We start from the raw sequence: 18,833 nt of genomic DNA on the forward strand, positions 1-18,833 counted from the left end.
ATTCTCAAGCTAATCAGAATATAAATAACTTGAAGTATGTTTATAAAATTGATAATCAAGAAGATGAAAGAAAACGGGAGCAAGCTAGAGATACTTTAAATAAAATTTATCCTAATGGTGGTATTAGGGAATTTAATAAAGTTAATGAGGGAAAATAATGAGAATTATCATTTACTTATTTGCCCCGTTCTTTATAACTAGTTGTTTAGTTTGGGATCTAATGCCGGCTTATTCATCTTATTGGAATGAAGATGTATGGAGACACATAGATACAAAGGAACCTTTACCTGATCACATTCATGTATCCTGTTTTCGTGAATCTCTTCAAGGGTTTGAAATAAGAGATATTTCGGGCTTTCCTGAAGTTATAGGCGTAGAAAATAAAAAACAATCAAATAGGAAATATGCCATTTGTTTAAGAAATAAAGGGTTTGTATTTAATGCCAGTTATAAATACTGCTATAAATTTAGAGAAATTTGTGATCGATATAATGAATATAGAAAATGAACAATTAGCAAGAATATACGCACATGGCATTATGAATAAGAAAGATGATGACCGCTTGCAAGGGGCTATTCAATATGGAGGCAAAGATTATTTAGAAAATGATGTTTTAGTGGTCAGAAAACCTTATACCTCACTTCAATCTGAACTGATTTACACCGTATTTGAGCGTTTAAGAGCAGGCTTGGATATGCCGAGTATTTTCGGAGCTTCAAATGCCAGCCGAGAGCAAGCAAAAGTTTGGGGATTATTGGAAGAATATAACCGCAATAATCCGAATGCACAGGTAGATTTAAAACATCTTTCACATAGTTTAGGTGTTTCAAGCACAAAGAATGCGATGAACTGGGCAAATTATAAAGGGATGAAATTCGATAATACGACATTAACCGCTAATACAGTGGATACGTCTTATCCGATGACAAATAAAACCATTGGAGGTAGATTATCTTTTGGTTTATATGATCAAGGTTATACAGAGAAAGCCTCCTCTTTATTTAGAGATGGAAAAGTGGAATATGCGGTAGCACCGGGCGATATTGTTGGTACAGGACTAGGATTACCATATTTACCGGGAAGTTGGAGTATTGGAATTGGCAACACCAATACAACGGGAAATAATTTTTCAAGAATACCGGGTAGGATTTTAACTGGGGATCATAATACTGCTTATTATAAAGATGATACTGTCATCAAGTTTTTAAGTACAGATAAGCAAGGACGAGTATTAAAAGAGAAGGTTGATAGCATAAAAAACTATCAAAAGGACATTTGGAAACATACTGAGCCTAAGACAAATACTATCCATTTTAGTAATGAAAAATTATTGAAAGATAAGGAGGATGAATAATGAGAATTACATTATTTATCATAGCCTTAATTTTATCTGGTTGTTATTTGGCAAATGGTTCACCAAATTCAAGTAACTTTTGGAAAAAAGTCTATGGGACTTATAACATTGGGGACTGGAAACACTGTCAGCGTGAATCTTATGATAAGTTGAATTCAACTCAAAGAGAATTGCTTGATAAGGGAGATAAAAATTGGGAAGAAGTTTACTCAAATCAAGATGAGTATAAGCTTTATAAAGAATATATAGATTTAGAGGATACTTATTTTTCAGATTGTCTTTATGCTCTTGGATATAGATTTAGACCGCCACTATCTTGGTGTCTGGCTCAGGATGGTAATAACACAAAAATATGTATAAATAATATGAAATATAGGAATTAGGAGTGATTTTTCTTATGAGATCACCGCAGCACGTTCAGATTATGAAAGTAACTACAAACGGACTTATGAGCAGAAAGGGGTGACGATTGCGGTGAATATTCCTGTGGTGCAAGCGATACAAGCGGTCGAAAAAAGCGTAAATTCTGCAAAATCGGTGGGTAGCAGTAAAAACGACCGAATCAACGCATTAGGGGCGGTGAATGCCAGTTTTGAGGCGTGGCGAACCGCAGAGCAAGTGGGCAAGTTAGCCGAAGCGATGGGGCAAAACCCAGCACAAGCCCTCAGCCAAAGATGTGAGTGTATCGATAACTTATGGCGAGCAAAAAAGTGTCGAAACCCAACATAGCAAAGGGAACAAGGCAGAGAAAAGCCAAATTAACGCCAGCGGTAAGGTCAATATCAAAACCGAAGGAGACGGCAAAAACTCGACCTTAACGATTGCAGGTAGCGATGTCTCAGGCAGAGGTGGTACGCTTCTGAAAGCTGAAAGCGATGTGGATATTTTAGCCGTGGATGAAAATCACCTTGAACGAAGTAAAAACAAATCCAGCGGCTTTAATGCTGGGGTAGCAATCAGCTACGGCTCAAGCGGTTTTGTGTTTGGTGTTACGGCAGGTGGCAATGTGGCAAAAGGCTACGGCAATGGCGAAAGCCAAACGGATAAATAAAACAACAGTTTCCAATCCTGCATACTGACAACCAAGATATTCAAAACTACAGTGAATTGAAAAGCAAAGTTCGTTTATCAGCGTTGACAATGGTGTGATGGCTGCTAAACAAGCCTTAGATGTAGAAGATCAGACTTGATCTGACAATTCACTCTAAAAAGTGAGAGTTTCCCGTTTAGAATATGAGTGTCCAAATTCAATCTAAACAAAAAAGGAAACTCTCATGTTTTATTCTAACAATCCCCTTATTAAACACAAGACTGGTTTATTAAATTTAGCAGAAGAACTGGGCAATATCGCTCAAGCCTGTAAGGTAATGGGCATGAGTCGAGATACATTCTATCGCTATCAACAAGCGGTTGAGCAAGGTGGAGTGGATGCCTTACTCAATCAAAATCGGCGTGTTCCTAATCTAAAAAATCGTGTGGATGAGGCAACAGAGCAAGCTGTTGTGAAGTTTGCACTCGATAATCCGGCATTTGGGCAGGTACGAGTCAGTAACGAACGCCGTAAACAAGGTATTTTTATTTCAGCCAGTGGTGTGCGTTCTATTTGGCTACGCCATAATCTCGCTAACTTTAAACAGCGTTTAAAGGCGTTAGAAAAAGCAGTTGCTGAGAAAGGCATTATTCTGAGTGAAAACTAAGTTCAAGCCTTGGAGCGTAAAAAAGAAGACGACGTGGCTTGTGGCGAAATTGAAACGGCTCATCCGGGCTATCTAGGTTCACAAGATACTTTCTATGTGGGGAATCTTAAGGGGTTGGACGCATTTATCAACAGACCTTTATTGATACTTATAGTAAAGTCGCATTTGCAAAACTGTATACGATGAAGACAGCGATTAGTGCAGCAGATATGCTCAATGATAAAGTTCTACCGTTCTTTGAATCCCAAGGATTACCGATGTTGCGTATTCTTACTGACCGTGGCAGTGAGTACTGTGGCAAGGTGGAAAATCACGATTATGAGCTTTATTTAGCGATAAATGACATAGAACACACGAAAACGAAAGTGAAACATCCCCAGACGAATGGTATCTGCGAACGCTTCCATAAGACGATTTTACAAGAGTTTTACCAAGTCGTATTTAGGAAGACAATCTATATGGATTTAGCAACATTACAAGCGGATTTAGATGAATGGTTAATGTATTATAATCATCATCGAATACATCAAGGAAAAATGTGCTGCGGCAGAACACCGATGGAAACATTACTTGATGGAAAACGGATTTGGGCGGAAAAGCATTTAAGCTCAAATTAATCTGACAGACACTGTGATTTTAAACGGGGACTGTCAGATTAGGTTTGATCTTCTACACTTGTTATTGATGGTAAGCGGTACTATCGTTGTCCTTAAATATTTAGCAAGATACCCCTAATCATAATAATTTATTGTCTATTTACTGCTACTAATGGCTTATTCAAATCATTCTCTGTCATACCTTTCATATAAGCATTATATTGCCATATAACAAATGTTTTTTTATATCTATCATTAATCTCCTCTAAGCGTTGAACTTGAGCCTTTAAATTATTTACCTGCTTTTGTAGATAATCTATAGTTACATTTTTTTCAGGAATAGCAGCTTCCTGTTCTTTCATTTTTTGTTTTCGTTTACTAAATGCTTTTTGAATATCTGGATAATTTGCCAAAGATTGTCTCTCAATACTTCTAACATTTAATAATTCTGCAACTTTATGACAAAGTAAGTCCCATGTTAATTTACTATCCCACGTATTGATGAGTAATAAAATTTCTTCTAAATTTTCTTCTGTAATAAGAATCTTCGGCATATTAAAACTCCATCAATCTATATAAATCATCATCTAATTTGGCTGTTTCTTCTTTTTGAATATCCACATACATTCCTTTTTCTAGCAAAGATAATTTCACTGGTGATGGATCATACTCGTCAGGCATTCTGAATAGTACCTCATTCGGGATATCATTATTTTCTAAAAACTTAATTTTTGTTCTTATATGTGTTAGTCGCCACCCTAAATTACTTATCCATCTATCAGCACCAAAATACCCCATTTTATGATGTTTTTTAGCTCTAGTGAATTGTTCCATAAGTAGTTGTTCTCTCTCTTTTAAGATTTCTAAAGATGATTCTAGATCTTTTATACAAACAAGTTCTTTACATGTTTCACATTCACCATGACGTGAGCATAGAGACATTGCATAATCATGTTCGCAAACACCTATTTCTGTTATGATCGCAACTCCAACTCTATCTTTTCCTAAATCTTCATAGGTAATAGGAAGTTTTAAATGAATTTTATCTAAAATTGAAATATCTTCCGAAATTAATAAATCTCTAGTCTCTTCACTTTTTTCCTTTTCTGTTCTATGGTCATAAAATTTATTATCAGCAACTCTTGCTCTTCCTGCCCAATTAGCTAAAGTTAGTTCATCCATACCTCCTCTTTCCGCTTTTGTACTTAGCCAATGTCTTGCATTATGTGATGGTAATTTGATGAATTCACCTTTTGATGTTCCTATGCAATGTTTTTCCCATAATGATGTTTTAGGTCTGGTCTCTGAATAGCAGAATCTATCATTAATTTGATTAACAGTCGGTAAAATAAAGGAAAAATTTTTAGGTGAAAAATCATCATGAAACTCGTTTTCCCTAAATAGTAATAATGTTTCGGAGACTTTAACCTTTTTATTTTTATCTGCGTACGGCCAAAAATTAAATTTTGAAGTGTATTTTCTATATAAAAACCTTCCTAGGGTATCATAAGTTATAATTCCATTATTTTCATTCATTAGCTTTTTAAACCATTTAGTATTAATTCCATTTCTTCCATCAATTCCTAAGATATTACCTATTTCAATCTCAGTTAAAGATTTCATTAATAAAGAAGAGTCTGACTGGATGTTGGTATCCAAAAACATCAACTTATTAGGATTCTCCTCAGCAAACCTTGCAGCTTTCCTAGCAAGGTAACTAATATCCGTTAAACGTTTAACAGCTTCTACAATGACATCTTGCATACTACTAGGAATCCATTTTAACCCCTCCTTGCCATTTTTAGCCGGTATCCAGCGAATACCCAATTGTTTATTTCCTAGGCTATCTTCTTCCCATTCTAAACAATTAATAGAAAGAGACATTAACTCTGAACAACGAGATGGTGCAACCATAAGTAATGCCATAATAGCTGTATAGTATTCTGTTTCCTTGTCCAAATTAGGGGCATCATGAAACAATTTTGCTACCAACATCATCTCCTCATCTGTTGGCATTTTTTGAGAGCGATATTCTTTTCCCTTTTCATCAAGCAGTATAGTTAAGTCTCTCGGGTACTTATAAGGATTGTTCCATATGGGTAAATTAGGAGTAATATAATTTATTCGACAAAAATCGAATAATTTTTCAAGTTGATATCCCAATTTATTAATTGAGTCTGAGCCTTTTTCATATTTTTTCATAGATAAAGACTCAACTTCTCTAATGACTAAATAATCTAAGAGTAATATGTTTGCACTAGATTTTACATTGTAAAGAGCTATTTCAACTAAACGTAATGCTTCAATGTGTCTTGCTAATTGTCTAATTGGTTGTAGAGAATATGTATAAAGAATATATGCCTTTGCGAAATCAATAAATGGCTCTGATAATGGCTTATATTTATAGGCTGTCGACTTAATTCTATCTGTAGAAAAACGAACTTGAACCGAATATATACCAAACTTTGCCTTCCATTGATTGTTTTTACAGCAGTCATTCCCAAAGGCAGTAAGTCTATTTTTACAAAAATCAATAAATTTGGCTAAATTTAATTCAGGATTATTATGTATTGGAGTAAAAATTGGATTATTCATATTAATGTTTCCCCCTAACTCTTTTCATCTCATTACAAGCTTGAACTACATATTCGACAGCCAAAATAATACGATCTTTAGAAGAGGCATAATCTATATTCTTAGTTTTTTTAAAGCGCTCTTCCTTCTCCTTATAGAGTTTATCTAAAATTTCTTGATGTGGGCCATTAAGTAATGGTCTAAATCTCGGGCATAAATAGCAATTCTCATAGCTACTTATACAAAATTTATTTGTACCACATGCTCCAATTGTATCTGAACCATTATTGGTTATAAATGATTGAGGGTCATGCCCTCTTTCACTCTCATATAAATTCTCTATAATTTTTCCTGCGAACGCTTGGGCTAACTTTCCCATATCTTTCCCTATAGTACGATCGATGTATTGAACGGTATCTGCTGTATTTTCAGTATAAACTTTGACATTTTGTGTATCAGAATGGTCTAAAAGTTCTGCAATGATATGAGCACCGACACCTTTTCGTCCCAAATTTGTTCCTCGGGTATAACGAAACCTTCTAGCACTAACATGAATAATTTCACCAGTTCGCTCTGAAATAGCTTTTTGTAGGATACAGAATTTACGCAATACACGAAATTCTAATTCGGAAGAGGAATAATGGAAAATATCTTTATCCAATAAAGATAAATCAAACATCTTATTTTCTATATTTCCTAATAGACATTTCCAATTTATGAACATTGGTAATTTCATTTTGTGATTAACAATAAATTTCTCATCTATAATTTTTAGTAATTTATTATATTGTTGCTCTATAAAATTCAACAAAATTAGGTATAAATCCTCTGTTATAGCCAGTTTTTTAAAACTCTCTCTAAATAGAGTACCTCTTTTTTTAGCACTAGGTATATATAGATAATAATTCCAAGTACCTTCTGATATTTCCTTTCTTAGATCCTCAAATTTCAAATGACGTATTTGTATTGGTCGTCTTGCAGTAGCTTGTAATAAATGAATATAGGCATATGTTTCAAATGAAATAAGATCTTCTTTCCAGAGCCTAGACAGCTCAAACATTAAAGCTAAAATTTCATTTTGAGTAAATGCACCAGTGTAAGGGCACCTTGTTAATACTGATATTCCTTTATCATTTCCACTTAAGGTAAAACTTTCAAGTAAGGAGACTACAGATTTATCAATCCCATCATATCCATATTCATACCAAGAGAGTAAAAATCCTTTTAATGTGCCTAAATACCATTCATTTTTTTCCTAAGATAGCTTTCCAATTTAATATCGCTGGGACATCAATTACTTTTAAATTGGTATCTATTACTAGCTCTTTAAATCTCTTATACATATTAATGGTATGATAACTAGAGTATTTTTCAGCATATATAGCCAATGTTTTCTTAAAACCATTTAGTGTTTTCTTATCTATATCTAATACAATTTGAGAAAAGTTAATTATAATATCTTTACTGATATGCTAGGAATTTTCATGCTTATAAAATTCATATCCATCTCTTGATTTTATTGGAAATTTATTTTTACTCATAATTATTGACCTTTTCTTGGAAATCTTTCTGTATCTCTAATAAAATTTTATTAGCTTTTTCACGAATATAACGTTGGTTATAAATATGGGCTGATTTTTCCGATATGTGCCCCATTAGATGTTGTCTCATTTTTGCCTCTTTTTCAGGTGAAATGTAGTCTTTATGAGAAATATTATGGTTTAAACCAGCATTATTTTTATCTATTTTTCTAGAAAACTCTAGATTCCATTCATGGCGAAATATATGTGGATGAATAATAGAAAATTTCTGATTTACTTTTTTCATTGTTGGAACAATAACATTGTCAAACGAACTTACACTAATAGGGTGACCTAATGTTTTTCCTTTACGATGAGTTACAAATAAATAAGGATGTTTATTTGCATAAGAAATTTTAGAACGATAATTCATAATATAATCATCTATAAGTTGAGCTATATGATTTGAAATAGGTAATCTACGCTCTTTTGTCTTAGCTACAGCCTGATTCCTTCTTGTATCATATTTTTCATCATGTGTTCTTTTAAGAAGAATTGAAGGTCTAGCTGTCGCTATATCAATACAATCCATTTTGATTGATAGTAATTCACCTCTTCTAATACCAAGCTCTTTTAGTAAAATAAACATTAAATGATTTCGTTTTCTAATGCCAATATCTCTAAATGGATTATTCGGATTTGAAAAATTTGCAATAGACATAAACTCATCTAAAAGTCCATCAGGTAATTCACTCTCTGATTTTATTAAGGGTACTTTATGATTTTTAGGTCTATGAGCTTTAATTAATGAGATAATTTCCATTAAATTTTTCCTGTATCCGTCGGAGATTTTTATGCTTTTAGATAGAAATAAAATATAGTCTGAAAGAGTAGTTAGCCTATTATATTTATGACTAAGCGATACAGATGGATAGCTATCAATAAACTGAGTGCGTCCCTTTGTAACAAAACGCTTCTTTACATAGTTAGTCTTTTTCTGTTTAGCAGCATTTATTTGCATGTGCCTAAAAAGAGATTCTAATTCACTTTCGGTCAGCAGTTTTTCGTTTTTAACTAAATCACTGATTATTAAGTGGTTATTATTTTCCCACTCCATTAACCATTGTAAGGTCACTAATTTGTTTCTAATTGTATTTACGGCAGAATATCGTAATTCTAGAGTAACCCACAAAGTAGAATAGAAATCAGGTAGTTCTGTTTTTTTATTAACCAATAAAGGAAAGCGTTCCCCATTCGTAAAAAGGATTGTTTCTAATCTATGCATATGACTTCAATTTTACAAAAAAATATATATAAATACTAACAACAAAGATATAGCTAGTCAAAATAAATGTAAAAAAAAGTAGAGCCTTGTTTTACAAGGCTCTACCTAGATATTCTATGATTTATTTTGACAGTTTAGATATATACGTATCTCAAAAAGGAATATCATCGTCAAAGCTGTCTTCAGGCGTTGGAGAAAGTGACGGAGATGGCTTTGGTTGTGAATAAGATGTTGGTTGGCTGTATCCCGTTTTTGGTTGCGTTAGTTTTGTTACGGAGCTAGGTGTATAGCCACCAGTCTGATTACGGTCAGACTTGCTATCTAACATTTGTAATACATCGCCTTGAATTTCAGTAATGTATCGATCTTGACCATTTTGATCTTGCCATTTGCGAGTGCGGAGTCTTCCTTCTACATATACTTTTGAACCTTTATGTAAATATTCACCACAAATTTCCGCTTGACGTCGATAGAACACGATACGATGCCATTCTGTGATTTCACGACGCTCATTAGTATTTTTATCAATCCAGTTTTCACTGGTTGCTACACTAATATTAGCAACAGCTTCGCCATTTTGCATAGTTCTTATTTCAGGATCATTTCCTAAATTACCCACAATAATTACTTTATTTACTCCAGCCATAGAATCCTCTACCTAACTTTTTTCTTATTCATAAAAATTCGTTCTATTTTGCCATTAAATAAAAAAAAGATCTATTAGTTAAATTAATTTTACTGGATATTTGCACAGTTTTTTGAAAGTATGCGATAATGATCGAAAATCTAAAATTGTTAATAAAATAAATAGACATCATGGAAAAAATTGATATTCGAGGGGCCAGAACTCATAATTTAAAAAATATTAATGTAGTCATTCCGCGTGATAAGTTAATTGTTATTACAGGACTGTCTGGCTCAGGAAAATCCTCTCTTGCTTTTGATACTTTATATGCAGAAGGGCAGCGACGTTATGTAGAATCTTTATCTGCCTATGCCCGTCAATTTTTATCTTTAATGGAAAAACCTGATGTTGACCATATTGAAGGTTTATCTCCTGCTATTTCGATTGAACAAAAATCTACTTCACATAATCCACGTTCAACAGTGGGAACTATCACTGAAATTCACGATTATTTGCGTCTTTTATTCGCAAGAGTAGGAGAGCCTCGCTGTCCTAATCATAATATACGACTGGCGGCTCAAACGATTAGTCAAATGGTGGATAAAGTATTGTCTCTGCCTGAGGGAAATAGAATGATGCTTTTAGCACCTGTGATCAAAGCCCGTAAAGGTGAGCATGTAAAAATTTTGGAGCATATAGCAGCTCAAGGCTATATTCGAGCTAGAATTGATGGAGAAATTTGGGACTTATCAGAACCACCGAAATTGGAATTGCAGAAAAAACATACTATTGAAGTGATAGTTGATCGCTTTAAAGTGCGGTCAGATTTAGCACCTCGTTTAGCGGAGTCTTTTGAAACCGCTTTGGAGTTATCTGGTGGCACAGCAATTATCGCCAATATGGATAACCCTGTTGAATCGGAATTGGTTTTTTCAGCTAATTTTGCTTGTCCACATTGTGGTTATTCTGTACCTGAACTAGAACCTCGTTTATTTTCTTTTAACAATCCTGCTGGAGCTTGTCCAACTTGTGATGGATTAGGCATTCAACAATATTTTGATGAAAATCGAGTAGTTCAAAATCCTACTATTTCATTAGCTAGAGGAGCAGTGAAAGGCTGGGATCGTAGAAACTTCTATTATTATCAAATGTTAATATCTTTAGCAAAACATTATGATTTTGATATTGAAAAACCTTTTGAGCAACTACCAAAAAAAATTCGCCAAATCATTTTGTATGGTTCTGATAGAGAAGAAATTGAGTTTCAATATATGAATGATCGAGGTGATGTTGTTTTACGTCGTCATGTTTTTGAGGGGATTTTAAATAACATGGCAAGGCGTTATAAAGAAACAGAATCTTTATCAGTGCGGGAGGAATTGGCAAAGAATATCAGTAGTCGACCTTGTACTGATTGTTGTGGTTCTCGTTTGCGTTTAGAAGCTCGTCATGTCTATATTGGTGAAACTAATTTACCTGCTGTATCTGAAAAAAGTATTGGTGAAGCGTTAAGTTTTATTGAAGAGCTGAAACTTTCTGGTCAAAAAGCTCAAATTGCAGATAAAATTTTGAAAGAGATTAAAGAGCGATTGCAATTTTTAGTGAATGTAGGGTTGAATTACTTATCTCTTTCTCGTTCAGCAGAAACGTTATCTGGTGGAGAAGCTCAACGGATACGTTTAGCTAGTCAAATTGGTGCGGGATTAGTTGGTGTTATGTATGTGCTTGATGAACCTTCTATCGGATTGCATCAGCGTGATAACGAGCGATTATTAAATACATTGCTTCATTTAAGAGATTTAGGTAATACAGTCATTGTAGTTGAACATGATGAAGATGCTATTATGGCTGCAGATCATGTTATTGATATTGGTCCTGGTGCAGGGGTTCATGGTGGGCATATTGTTGCTCAAGGAACACCAAAGGAAATTATGGAAAATCCAAATTCATTAACAGGATTATTTTTATCTGGTGCAAAGAAAATTGAAATTCCTAATAAACGAACCGCAGTTGATAGAAAAAAAATATTAAAATTGCTCGGTGCATCAGGAAATAATTTAAAAAATGTAGATTTAGAAATTCCAGTTGGACTACTAACTTGTGTAACTGGTGTTTCTGGTTCGGGAAAATCAACTTTAATTAATGATACTTTGTTCCCACTTGCTCAACAGGCACTAAATAGAGCAGAAAATGTTAAGTTTTCTCCTTACAAAGCGATTGAAGGATTAGAGTTCTTTGATAAAGTGATCGATATTGATCAAAGTCCTATTGGTCGAACTCCTCGATCTAATCCTGCTACTTATACAGGATTATTTACTCCAATTAGAGAGTTATTTTCTGGTGTTCCAGAATCTCGGGCAAGAGGATACAATCTAGGTCGATTTAGTTTTAATGTGCGAGGAGGTCGTTGTGAGGCTTGCCAAGGTGACGGTGTACTCAAAGTAGAAATGCATTTTTTGCCTGATGTATATGTTCCTTGTGATCAATGTAAAGGTAAGCGTTATAATCGAGAAACCTTAGAAATTCGCTATAAAGGAAAAACTATTCATCAAGTTTTAGAGATGACGGTTGAAGAAGCTCGAGAATTTTTTGATGCAATTCCTGCGATTGCACGCAAGTTACAAACTCTCATTGATGTTGGGTTGTCTTATATTCGTTTAGGGCAATCTTCTACTACTTTATCTGGTGGTGAAGCACAACGAGTAAAGTTAGCCACCGAGTTATCAAAGCGAGATACAGGAAAAACGCTTTATATTCTTGATGAACCTACTACGGGATTACATTTCTCTGACATAAAGCAATTGCTTGAAGTTATACATCGGTTACGGGATCAAGGCAATACAATAATTATTATTGAACATAATTTAGATGTTATTAAAACTGCTGATTGGATAGTTGATCTTGGACCTGAAGGCGGCAGTGGAGGAGGACAAATTATCGCAACGGGGACGCCAGAACAAGTCGCTCAAGTGGAGAACTCTCATACTGCTCGTTTTTTAAAAGCAATTTTAGCAAAAGGCTAAAAGATCATATTTATTTTGGAGTAAAGTGCGGTAAGTTTTATTAGATTTATTTGAAAAAGATCTGTTATAGATGCTAATTTTTTGATACATTTAGCACAATTTTTTTCATGTTCTCTGTTGAGAGTTTTTTTTAATCTAATTTATATTGCGGAATGTTTATGTTTAAAAGAATTCGAGGTTTATTTTCAAATGATCTTTCTATTGATTTAGGTACAGCAAATACCTTAATTTACGTGAAGGGGAAAGGTATTGTGCTAGATGAACCTTCAGTAGTAGCTATTCGTCAAGAACGTAACGGAGCATTAAAGAGTATTGCAGCTGTAGGTAAGGATGCAAAAATGATGCTAGGTCGTACTCCTAAAAGTATTATGGCGATTCGCCCAATGAAAGACGGTGTGATTGCAGACTTCTCAGTAACAGAAAAAATGTTGCAATATTTTATTAAACAAGTACATAGTGGTAATTTTATGAGACCAAGTCCTCGTGTGTTGGTTTGTGTTCCAGCGGGAGCAACACAGGTGGAACGACGTGCGATCCGAGAATCAGCTATCGGTGCAGGTGCAAGAGAAGTTCATTTAATTGAAGAGCCAATGGCTGCGGCAATCGGTGCAAAATTACCTGTTTCGACGGCTACTGGATCAATGATTATTGATATTGGTGGTGGTACAACAGAAGTCGCAGTGATAGCTTTAAACGGTATAGTGTATTCGTCATCGGTTCGAATTGGCGGGGATCGTTTTGATGAGGCTATTATTGCTTATGTTAGACGCACTTTTGGCTCAATTATTGGCGAGCCAACAGCGGAACGAATCAAACAAGAGATTGGCACAGCTTATATTCAAGAAGGCGATGAAATTAAAGAGATGGAAGTACACGGCCATAATTTAGCAGAAGGTGCACCAAGGACTTTCAGACTCAATTCACAGGATGTGCTAGAAGCAGTTCAGCAACCTTTAAATGGTATTGTTACAGCAGTGCGTACTGCACTTGAAGAATGTCAACCAGAACATGCAGCAGATATCTTTGAAAGAGGTATGGTATTAACTGGTGGTGGTGCGTTGTTGCGTAATATTGATATTTTGCTTTCTAAGCAGACTGGAGTGCCTGTAATTGTAGCAGAAGAACCATTGACTTGTGTCGCTCGTGGCGGTGGTGAAGCATTAGAAATGTTTGATGTCCACGGTGGTGATATTTTCAGTGATGATTTTTAATACCTATTAAAGTGCGGTTCTTTTTTTATAAGATTTATAAAAGAACTGCATTTTATTTCATAGTAATGCAATGAAACCCATTTTTACCAAAGCTCCCTCTTTAAGCATTCGCTTAGTATTGGCGATATTTGTTTCTCTCGCCTTAATTTTATCTGATGGTCAGAATCATGGCATGATTAAATTTCGCTCTTTGCTAGAGACTTCCGTAGGTGGACTTTATTATCTTGCTAATACGCCTCGTACTTTGTTGGATAATGTTTCTCAAAATTTAGTAGATAGCACAAAATTACAAATTGAAAATAAAGTATTGCGTGAGCAATTATTAGAAAAGAATGCGAATTTATTATTACTTGATCAATTGAAAGTTGAAAATCAACGATTACGATTGCTGCTTAATTCTCCTTTGCGAACAGATGAATATAAGAAAATTGCAGAAATTCTAACCGCAGAAACAGATGTTTATCGTCAGCAAGTTGTAATCAATCAAGGAAAAGATGATGGAGCCTATGTTGGGCAACCAGTGATTGATGAAAAGGGACTAGTGGGACAAATTATTTCAGTAGGTCGCCATACTAGTAGGATTTTGTTGTTAACAGACGTCACTCACTCTATTCCTGTGCAAGTACTGCGAAATGACGTAAGAGTAATTGCCAGTGGTACAGGACATAGCGATGAATTAGTATTGGATAATGTACCTCGCTCTATTGATATAGTTAAGGGTGATTTATTAGTTACATCTGGATTAGGTGGACGTTTTCCTGAAGGCTATCCTGTTGCCGTTGTAGAGAACGTTTCTCGTGATGGAAAAAATTATTTTGCGACTATTACTGCACGTCCTTTAGCCTCTATTGAGCGTTTACGATATGTATTATTGTTATGGTCTTCTAATGAAGATATGAGAAAAGTTGGGTCAATAACGCCAGAAGAAGTGCGTGATGTTGTACGTCAAAGGCTTAGAAATCAAGGTTCAGAGATCAATAAATTGAAAAAAGAAAAAGTGACAGTTCAACCTGAAGCAACTTCTTCACAAGATGAAACAGAAACTCATATTGATCAAACTTTGCCAATGGATGTACCTGTAGAACAACTAGAATAGCAGTTGGAAACAATGGATATGAAGAGTCAAGTTTTTTTACAATTTTTGGTGGTTATTTGCTTGTTTATTGTTGCCATGGTACTAGAAATTTCGCCATGGCCGTTGATGTTACAAAGCTTTAAACCAGCATGGGTTGTTATGGTCTTGATGTATTGGGTTCTTGCTATACCAAGAAAAATTAGTATTGGAAGTGCATTTGTACTCGGTATTGTTTGGGATTTAGTATTAGGTTCAATTTTGGGTATTCACGCTTTAGTGCTTTCTGTATTTGCTTATTTGATTAGTGCTAATCATTTGATAATCCGTAATCTATCTCTTTGGATGCAAAGTTTTTTAGTCATTATTTTTGTGTTTTCAATTCGTTTGAGTGTCTTTTTGATTGAACTTTTTTTACATAATGCAGATTTTAATCCACAAGAAATTTTTGGAGCAATTATGAGTGGTATTTTATGGCCATGGATTTTTCTGTTGCTCCGAAAAGTTCGTCGGCAGTTAGGATTAAGATAAAACGAACCGCACTTTGCATATTTTGGATATTCTTTGTAAACTGTCGATTTTTTTTGCATAATTTAGCGTTGTTTTTTGCATAATGTAATCACTAAAAACTATGCAAAATAAACTGCAAAAACAAAGCCCTTTAAAGTGAGTTTAAAGGGCTTTTAAATTACCTAAAATTTATAGACCAAATTATCCTCATACCTAGTCTGATAGTTTAATGAAGCATTGACGCTTATCCGCTCCGCTCCCTCAAACGCCTGCCAGTTTTGCCATTTGTCGGCAACCATCGCCTCAATAAACCGCACAAACTCACTTTTGGTCGAGCTGAAGAAAATATACGGTGGTTTGGTTAAATGAATGAGCCTTAAAAAGTCAATCAGATCAAAGTAATTTTCCTGTTTGTAGCTTTCTTGTTTGGTGCAAAGATAAGGCGGGTCAAGGAGTAATAATACTTTATCTTGTTTTTGAAAACGAGGAAGCAAGGTGTGAAAACTCTCGTGGGTAATCTCTAAATTATCCAAATAACCGACCGCACTTGGGTAGTCTGTTTGGCGAATGCCGTTCCAAAAGATTTTATTGAACAGCTCATCAAGACTGCGAACCTGCTGACCGCTAAACAGTAGCCATGAAGCCACACAGTTTATGTCAATATAACCATCAACCTGTTGAATTGTTTGGATAATCTGAGCGGTTTTATCGGCATCTAGGCGTTTATTCCTTGGGGTATTCTCCCCAATAATGGCGTAAAGTTGTTGGCGTAATCGGTTGGTGTCATCAATATGATTAAGCCGCTCGGTATAGCCATCAAAATCATTGTAAATCGCACGGGCTTGGGGTTTGAGATGTTTAGCGGTATGAGCCAATAAGCCACTACCGCCGAATACATCAATAATCGTCCAGCCTTTGCCATCATTGGGGATATTGTCATTAATAATTTGACTAACGTGGGTTAAAAACTGTCGTTTTTGTCCCACGAAAGGAAGAGGTGCTTGTTTGAAAAGTTGTTTTGCCATAGTGTCCTCACTATGGCGTTCCGGCGTTCTTGACGCTCCGACACTCTATTTTGTTAGTTGATTTTATTTACGGTTTTGCAACGCACGCATTTAATCTCTAAATGCGTTAAGCTGCCTGCTTTTGCCAATAGTTTGTTACAGCATTTGCAGCGAATATCAGTTAATTTTTGTTGTTGCATATAGATGTCCTTTTAAGGCATTTTTTGATACAATCCGCCTGCCTAGCTAGGTAGGCGGCATATGGCTATATGCAAGTGTGCTTTGCGTAGCTGGCATTATGGGTGTGCTTGCACCTGTAATGTCGCCGTCTTTATTTACCGTCATAGCTAAATAGCGTTACGTTGTGCCTTTATTGCCACCCAGTTTTGCGCCGTATTTTTCGGCGGAAAGTTCCACAAACGCCTGAATATCGCCAAAAATCCCGCCTTTAAAACGGCTCATTTCCACGTTTAAGGCTTTGGCTTTTTCTACCCATTCTTGCACCAGTGCATCGCGTTCTTTGTCGATGTCTTTCACTAATTCTTCTGGGGTAAGGTTGCCTTTTGCATCTTTCCAGTAGGTTTTGCCTTCGATTACAGTTTTCATTGTTTTCTCCTATGGGTTAGTTGATTGGTTACAGATATAAACGTCATAATTGGCGTTGATTTTTGGGGTAATACCACCCTTTATGAGTAGTAGATACACCACACCATCAATACATACCTCTTTAAGTTCGCCGTATGCGCTTACCTGATACCTTTTTATTGGCTGTATATCATTAAGTGGCGCTTTTTCAATGCACCCCGCCAACAAAAGTGCGGTGCAAATTACGGCAATTTTTTTCATTTTTCTTTTTCCTCTTTATCAATTTTGATGATGATTAACCGTTTTTTCTTACTTCCTTTATCGCCTAACTTAGCATAACGGTAAATCGTTGTTTTACTTAAGTTAAATTGCTTTGCTAACTGTTCCGCTGTGCCGTCTCCTAAGTTATCCTCACCCTCATAGACGGCGTAAATATCCAGAGACTTTGCCATTGCTCACCTCAAAACCAGTACACCGTACAATTTCCCACTTGAGTGATAAACCGCTCACGGCGTTGCCCGTTAATGCGTTCCACAATCTGCGTTGCATTTGCTATTAAGCGTTGGCTTGGGCGTAAAATTAAAAAACTCGGAAAACGCCCATCTTTTGATTTCACAATCTCCACACCCTCACGACGTAACGCATAAGCTGTGTCAATAATGTCTGCTCTTGCCATTTTCTTTCTCCTTAATCCTTATTTAGTCACTCTCGTTTGACGGTAAAAATTCAGCCATGCCTTTCTATTCTTTAATACGCTGTACAAAGTAAAGTCGTCCTCTTCTTCGCTCCATCCCCCTGCAGCAATCCATTTATCTTTTGAATTTTTAGAAATCAAAATGTCACCATTTTTTCCTATCCAGTTATCAAACTCTTTTGTTTTAAAGCCCATATTTCCTCCTTAATTAATCAACATTTCCGCATAACGGTTAATCAGTGCCTCGCTAATCGGTTTTCCGTGCATTTCCGCCACGCGGATCACGCCACGCATTAACTTGTTCAATCGTCTTGCGTTGCCTTTGCTTACTTTGTAAAGCAGGTCGTTAAATTCGTCCGTACCTAAGCCTTGCTGGGCAAGTAAGGCGATGTCTTCCTTATCTAGGGCGTTTTGTAAATCGCAATGTACGCCCGCACGGCTGTATAACTGGGCTAACTCACCATATTTACCTTTTAAATTAACGATTAATCTCGGCATTCCTGCCAACACCACACCGCACTTGGTTAAATCGTGGATACGGCGTAAATATTCCAAACTTTTCGTGCTTAATAGTTCCGCTTCGTCCACAATAATTAAGCGGTTTTCGCCAAGTTTTTCGGTGATACGGGTAAAGAGCTCGTGATTTAGTCCGTTTTCGTTTAGTCCCAACTGCTGACACAGATTTTTAAGTAACACTTTCGGGCTGTAACTTGGTTCAACTTCCACAAAAATGGTTTCAGGGTTGCGTTCCATGTAGTGTTTTAGTGCTTGGGTTTTGCCTAAACCTGCCGCCCCTGTGATCACTGCAATATCACTTTCTGCGTGGGCAATGTAGATAGCATCTAAACAACGCTGTGCCGCGTAAGTTTCCACAAATTCGCTGTTAAAACGGCGTTCCACCACCTTATCTTTTTCACGTTGCAACAAGCGGGCAACGGCCTCATCAATTTCATCGGTTTTCCCGTTGTAATTGCCTTTTAAATACTGGCTCACGGTGGTGATGGATTTCCCAATCGCCTTAGCAATTTGCCCCTGCGTTAGCCCTTGTGTCTGCATATAGCGCTGTAATTGCTCTTTCATTG

General features: G+C 35.8%; 19 protein-coding genes and 3 pseudogenes. 9 read left to right on the forward strand and 13 right to left on the reverse strand.

Annotated elements, in window-relative coordinates; translation table 11 throughout:
* Positions 1 to 440: 440 nt before the first annotated feature.
* The 5 genes and pseudogenes from ACFQ02_RS08430 to ACFQ02_RS08450 all read left to right on the forward strand — a co-directional run bounded on the left by ACFQ02_RS08430 (position 441) and on the right by ACFQ02_RS08450 (position 3,669).
* Positions 441 to 1,355, forward strand: coding sequence for a hypothetical protein (locus ACFQ02_RS08430; RefSeq protein WP_380821748.1), 915 nt, complete (start codon positions 441 to 443; stop codon positions 1,353 to 1,355).
* The gene (locus ACFQ02_RS08435) at positions 1,355 to 1,738 is read left to right on the forward strand and encodes a hypothetical protein (RefSeq protein ID WP_380821751.1); all 384 of its coding nucleotides are present in this window, start codon (positions 1,355 to 1,357) and stop codon (positions 1,736 to 1,738) included. The genes ACFQ02_RS08430 and ACFQ02_RS08435 overlap by 1 nt, the downstream gene beginning before the upstream one ends.
* Positions 1,739 to 1,817: 79 nt before the next feature.
* Entirely contained in the window at positions 1,818 to 2,084 is a 267-nt protein-coding gene (locus tag ACFQ02_RS08440; protein ID WP_380821754.1) for a hypothetical protein, read from the forward strand.
* Positions 2,032 to 2,406 (forward strand): hemagglutinin repeat-containing protein, encoded by a 375-nt coding sequence (locus ACFQ02_RS08445; RefSeq protein ID WP_380821757.1) that lies wholly within the window; start codon positions 2,032 to 2,034, stop codon positions 2,404 to 2,406. Before ACFQ02_RS08440 ends, ACFQ02_RS08445 begins: the two co-directional genes overlap by 53 nt.
* A 223-nt stretch (positions 2,407 to 2,629) precedes the next feature.
* Positions 2,630 to 3,669: pseudogene (locus ACFQ02_RS08450) on the forward strand (IS481 family transposase).
* A 128-nt stretch (positions 3,670 to 3,797) separates the two neighbouring features.
* Here the strand turns inward: ACFQ02_RS08450 and ACFQ02_RS08455 are convergent.
* The 5 genes and pseudogenes from ACFQ02_RS08455 to ACFQ02_RS08475 all read right to left on the reverse strand — a co-directional run bounded on the left by ACFQ02_RS08455 (position 3,798) and on the right by ACFQ02_RS08475 (position 9,673).
* Complete coding sequence (locus tag ACFQ02_RS08455; protein WP_380821760.1) at positions 3,798 to 4,202, reverse strand: hypothetical protein; 405 nt, start codon at positions 4,200 to 4,202, stop codon at positions 3,798 to 3,800.
* Between the two features lies 1 nt (position 4,203).
* Positions 4,204 to 6,243 carry an integrase gene (locus ACFQ02_RS08460; protein WP_380821763.1) on the reverse strand — a complete coding sequence of 680 codons (2,040 nt, stop codon included), beginning with the start codon at positions 6,241 to 6,243 and terminating at the stop codon, positions 4,204 to 4,206.
* A gap of 1 nt (position 6,244) precedes the next feature.
* Positions 6,245 to 7,414: pseudogene (locus ACFQ02_RS08465) on the reverse strand (site-specific integrase); the annotation flags it as partial.
* Positions 7,415 to 7,755: 341 nt separating this feature from the next.
* Positions 7,756 to 9,027 (reverse strand): site-specific integrase, encoded by a 1,272-nt coding sequence (locus ACFQ02_RS08470; RefSeq protein ID WP_380821765.1) that lies wholly within the window; start codon positions 9,025 to 9,027, stop codon positions 7,756 to 7,758.
* Positions 9,028 to 9,178: 151 nt separating this feature from the next.
* Positions 9,179 to 9,673, reverse strand: a complete 495-nt coding sequence (locus tag ACFQ02_RS08475) for a single-stranded DNA-binding protein (protein ID WP_380821768.1) — start codon at positions 9,671 to 9,673, stop codon at positions 9,179 to 9,181.
* Between the two features lie 170 nt (positions 9,674 to 9,843).
* Between ACFQ02_RS08475 and uvrA the strand changes: the two genes are divergently transcribed.
* The 4 genes from uvrA to mreD all read left to right on the forward strand — a co-directional run bounded on the left by uvrA (position 9,844) and on the right by mreD (position 15,489).
* Positions 9,844 to 12,675, forward strand: a complete 2,832-nt coding sequence (gene uvrA / locus ACFQ02_RS08480) for an excinuclease ABC subunit UvrA (protein WP_380821771.1) — start codon at positions 9,844 to 9,846, stop codon at positions 12,673 to 12,675.
* Between the two features lie 158 nt (positions 12,676 to 12,833).
* Positions 12,834 to 13,886 (forward strand): rod shape-determining protein, encoded by a 1,053-nt coding sequence (locus tag ACFQ02_RS08485; RefSeq protein WP_380821774.1) that lies wholly within the window; start codon positions 12,834 to 12,836, stop codon positions 13,884 to 13,886.
* A 70-nt stretch (positions 13,887 to 13,956) separates the two neighbouring features.
* On the forward strand, positions 13,957 to 14,982 hold the full coding sequence (gene mreC, locus ACFQ02_RS08490; RefSeq protein WP_380821777.1) for a rod shape-determining protein MreC: 1,026 nt from the start codon (positions 13,957 to 13,959) through the stop codon (positions 14,980 to 14,982).
* An 18-nt stretch (positions 14,983 to 15,000) separates the two neighbouring features.
* Positions 15,001 to 15,489: a rod shape-determining protein MreD gene (mreD, locus tag ACFQ02_RS08495; RefSeq protein ID WP_380821780.1), complete on the forward strand. Its 489-nt coding sequence runs from the start codon at positions 15,001 to 15,003 to the stop codon at positions 15,487 to 15,489.
* A gap of 161 nt (positions 15,490 to 15,650) precedes the next feature.
* Here mreD and ACFQ02_RS08500 read toward each other — a convergent pair whose 3' ends face one another.
* The 8 genes and pseudogenes from ACFQ02_RS08500 to ACFQ02_RS08535 form a co-directional block, all read right to left on the reverse strand.
* Positions 15,651 to 16,493, reverse strand: coding sequence for a DNA adenine methylase (locus ACFQ02_RS08500; protein ID WP_380821783.1), 843 nt, complete (start codon positions 16,491 to 16,493; stop codon positions 15,651 to 15,653).
* A 53-nt stretch (positions 16,494 to 16,546) separates the two neighbouring features.
* The gene (locus ACFQ02_RS08505) at positions 16,547 to 16,672 is read right to left on the reverse strand and encodes a Com family DNA-binding transcriptional regulator (RefSeq protein ID WP_380821786.1); all 126 of its coding nucleotides are present in this window, start codon (positions 16,670 to 16,672) and stop codon (positions 16,547 to 16,549) included.
* A 134-nt stretch (positions 16,673 to 16,806) separates the two neighbouring features.
* A pseudogene (locus tag ACFQ02_RS08510) lies at positions 16,807 to 17,078 on the reverse strand (DUF3164 family protein); the annotation flags it as partial.
* 9 nt (positions 17,079 to 17,087) lie between these two features.
* Positions 17,088 to 17,318, reverse strand: coding sequence for a hypothetical protein (locus tag ACFQ02_RS08515; RefSeq protein WP_075290826.1), 231 nt, complete (start codon positions 17,316 to 17,318; stop codon positions 17,088 to 17,090).
* A complete protein-coding gene (locus tag ACFQ02_RS08520) occupies positions 17,315 to 17,509 on the reverse strand; it encodes a helix-turn-helix domain-containing protein (RefSeq protein ID WP_012341475.1) in 195 nt (64 codons plus the stop codon). Before ACFQ02_RS08520 ends, ACFQ02_RS08515 begins: the two co-directional genes overlap by 4 nt.
* 8 nt (positions 17,510 to 17,517) lie before the next feature.
* Complete coding sequence (locus tag ACFQ02_RS08525; RefSeq protein WP_012341473.1) at positions 17,518 to 17,733, reverse strand: hypothetical protein; 216 nt, start codon at positions 17,731 to 17,733, stop codon at positions 17,518 to 17,520.
* Between the two features lie 18 nt (positions 17,734 to 17,751).
* On the reverse strand, positions 17,752 to 17,946 hold the full coding sequence (locus ACFQ02_RS08530; protein WP_041605015.1) for a hypothetical protein: 195 nt from the start codon (positions 17,944 to 17,946) through the stop codon (positions 17,752 to 17,754).
* 9 nt (positions 17,947 to 17,955) lie between these two features.
* Complete coding sequence (locus tag ACFQ02_RS08535) at positions 17,956 to 18,831, reverse strand: AAA family ATPase (protein WP_380821792.1); 876 nt, start codon at positions 18,829 to 18,831, stop codon at positions 17,956 to 17,958.
* Positions 18,832 to 18,833 lie beyond the last annotated feature (2 nt).

This window comes from Seminibacterium arietis, from assembly GCF_042675725.1.
GTDB lineage: Bacteria > Pseudomonadota > Gammaproteobacteria > Enterobacterales > Pasteurellaceae > Seminibacterium > Seminibacterium arietis.

Bases quoted from the DNA above. Each gene is read 5' to 3' on its own strand.
- ACFQ02_RS08430 (WP_380821748.1), top strand. From the start codon at position 441: ATGCCAGTTATAAATACTGCTATAAATTTAGAGAAATTTGTGATCGAT.
- ACFQ02_RS08435 (WP_380821751.1), top strand. From the start codon at position 1,355: ATGAGAATTACATTATTTATCATAGCCTTAATTTTATCTGGTTGTTAT.
- ACFQ02_RS08455 (WP_380821760.1), bottom strand. From the start codon at position 4,202: ATGCCGAAGATTCTTATTACAGAAGAAAATTTAGAAGAAATTTTATTA.
- ACFQ02_RS08460 (WP_380821763.1), bottom strand. From the start codon at position 6,243: ATGAATAATCCAATTTTTACTCCAATACATAATAATCCTGAATTAAAT.
- ACFQ02_RS08470 (WP_380821765.1), bottom strand. From the start codon at position 9,027: ATGCATAGATTAGAAACAATCCTTTTTACGAATGGGGAACGCTTTCCT.
- ACFQ02_RS08475 (WP_380821768.1), bottom strand. From the start codon at position 9,673: ATGGCTGGAGTAAATAAAGTAATTATTGTGGGTAATTTAGGAAATGAT.
- uvrA (WP_380821771.1), top strand. From the start codon at position 9,844: ATGGAAAAAATTGATATTCGAGGGGCCAGAACTCATAATTTAAAAAAT.
- ACFQ02_RS08485 (WP_380821774.1), top strand. From the start codon at position 12,834: ATGTTTAAAAGAATTCGAGGTTTATTTTCAAATGATCTTTCTATTGAT.
- mreC (WP_380821777.1), top strand. From the start codon at position 13,957: ATGAAACCCATTTTTACCAAAGCTCCCTCTTTAAGCATTCGCTTAGTA.
- mreD (WP_380821780.1), top strand. From the start codon at position 15,001: ATGAAGAGTCAAGTTTTTTTACAATTTTTGGTGGTTATTTGCTTGTTT.
- ACFQ02_RS08500 (WP_380821783.1), bottom strand. From the start codon at position 16,493: ATGGCAAAACAACTTTTCAAACAAGCACCTCTTCCTTTCGTGGGACAA.
- ACFQ02_RS08505 (WP_380821786.1), bottom strand. From the start codon at position 16,672: ATGCAACAACAAAAATTAACTGATATTCGCTGCAAATGCTGTAACAAA.
- ACFQ02_RS08515 (WP_075290826.1), bottom strand. From the start codon at position 17,318: ATGAAAAAAATTGCCGTAATTTGCACCGCACTTTTGTTGGCGGGGTGC.
- ACFQ02_RS08520 (WP_012341475.1), bottom strand. From the start codon at position 17,509: ATGGCAAAGTCTCTGGATATTTACGCCGTCTATGAGGGTGAGGATAAC.
- ACFQ02_RS08525 (WP_012341473.1), bottom strand. From the start codon at position 17,733: ATGGCAAGAGCAGACATTATTGACACAGCTTATGCGTTACGTCGTGAG.
- ACFQ02_RS08530 (WP_041605015.1), bottom strand. From the start codon at position 17,946: ATGGGCTTTAAAACAAAAGAGTTTGATAACTGGATAGGAAAAAATGGT.
- ACFQ02_RS08535 (WP_380821792.1), bottom strand. From the start codon at position 18,831: ATGAAAGAGCAATTACAGCGCTATATGCAGACACAAGGGCTAACGCAG.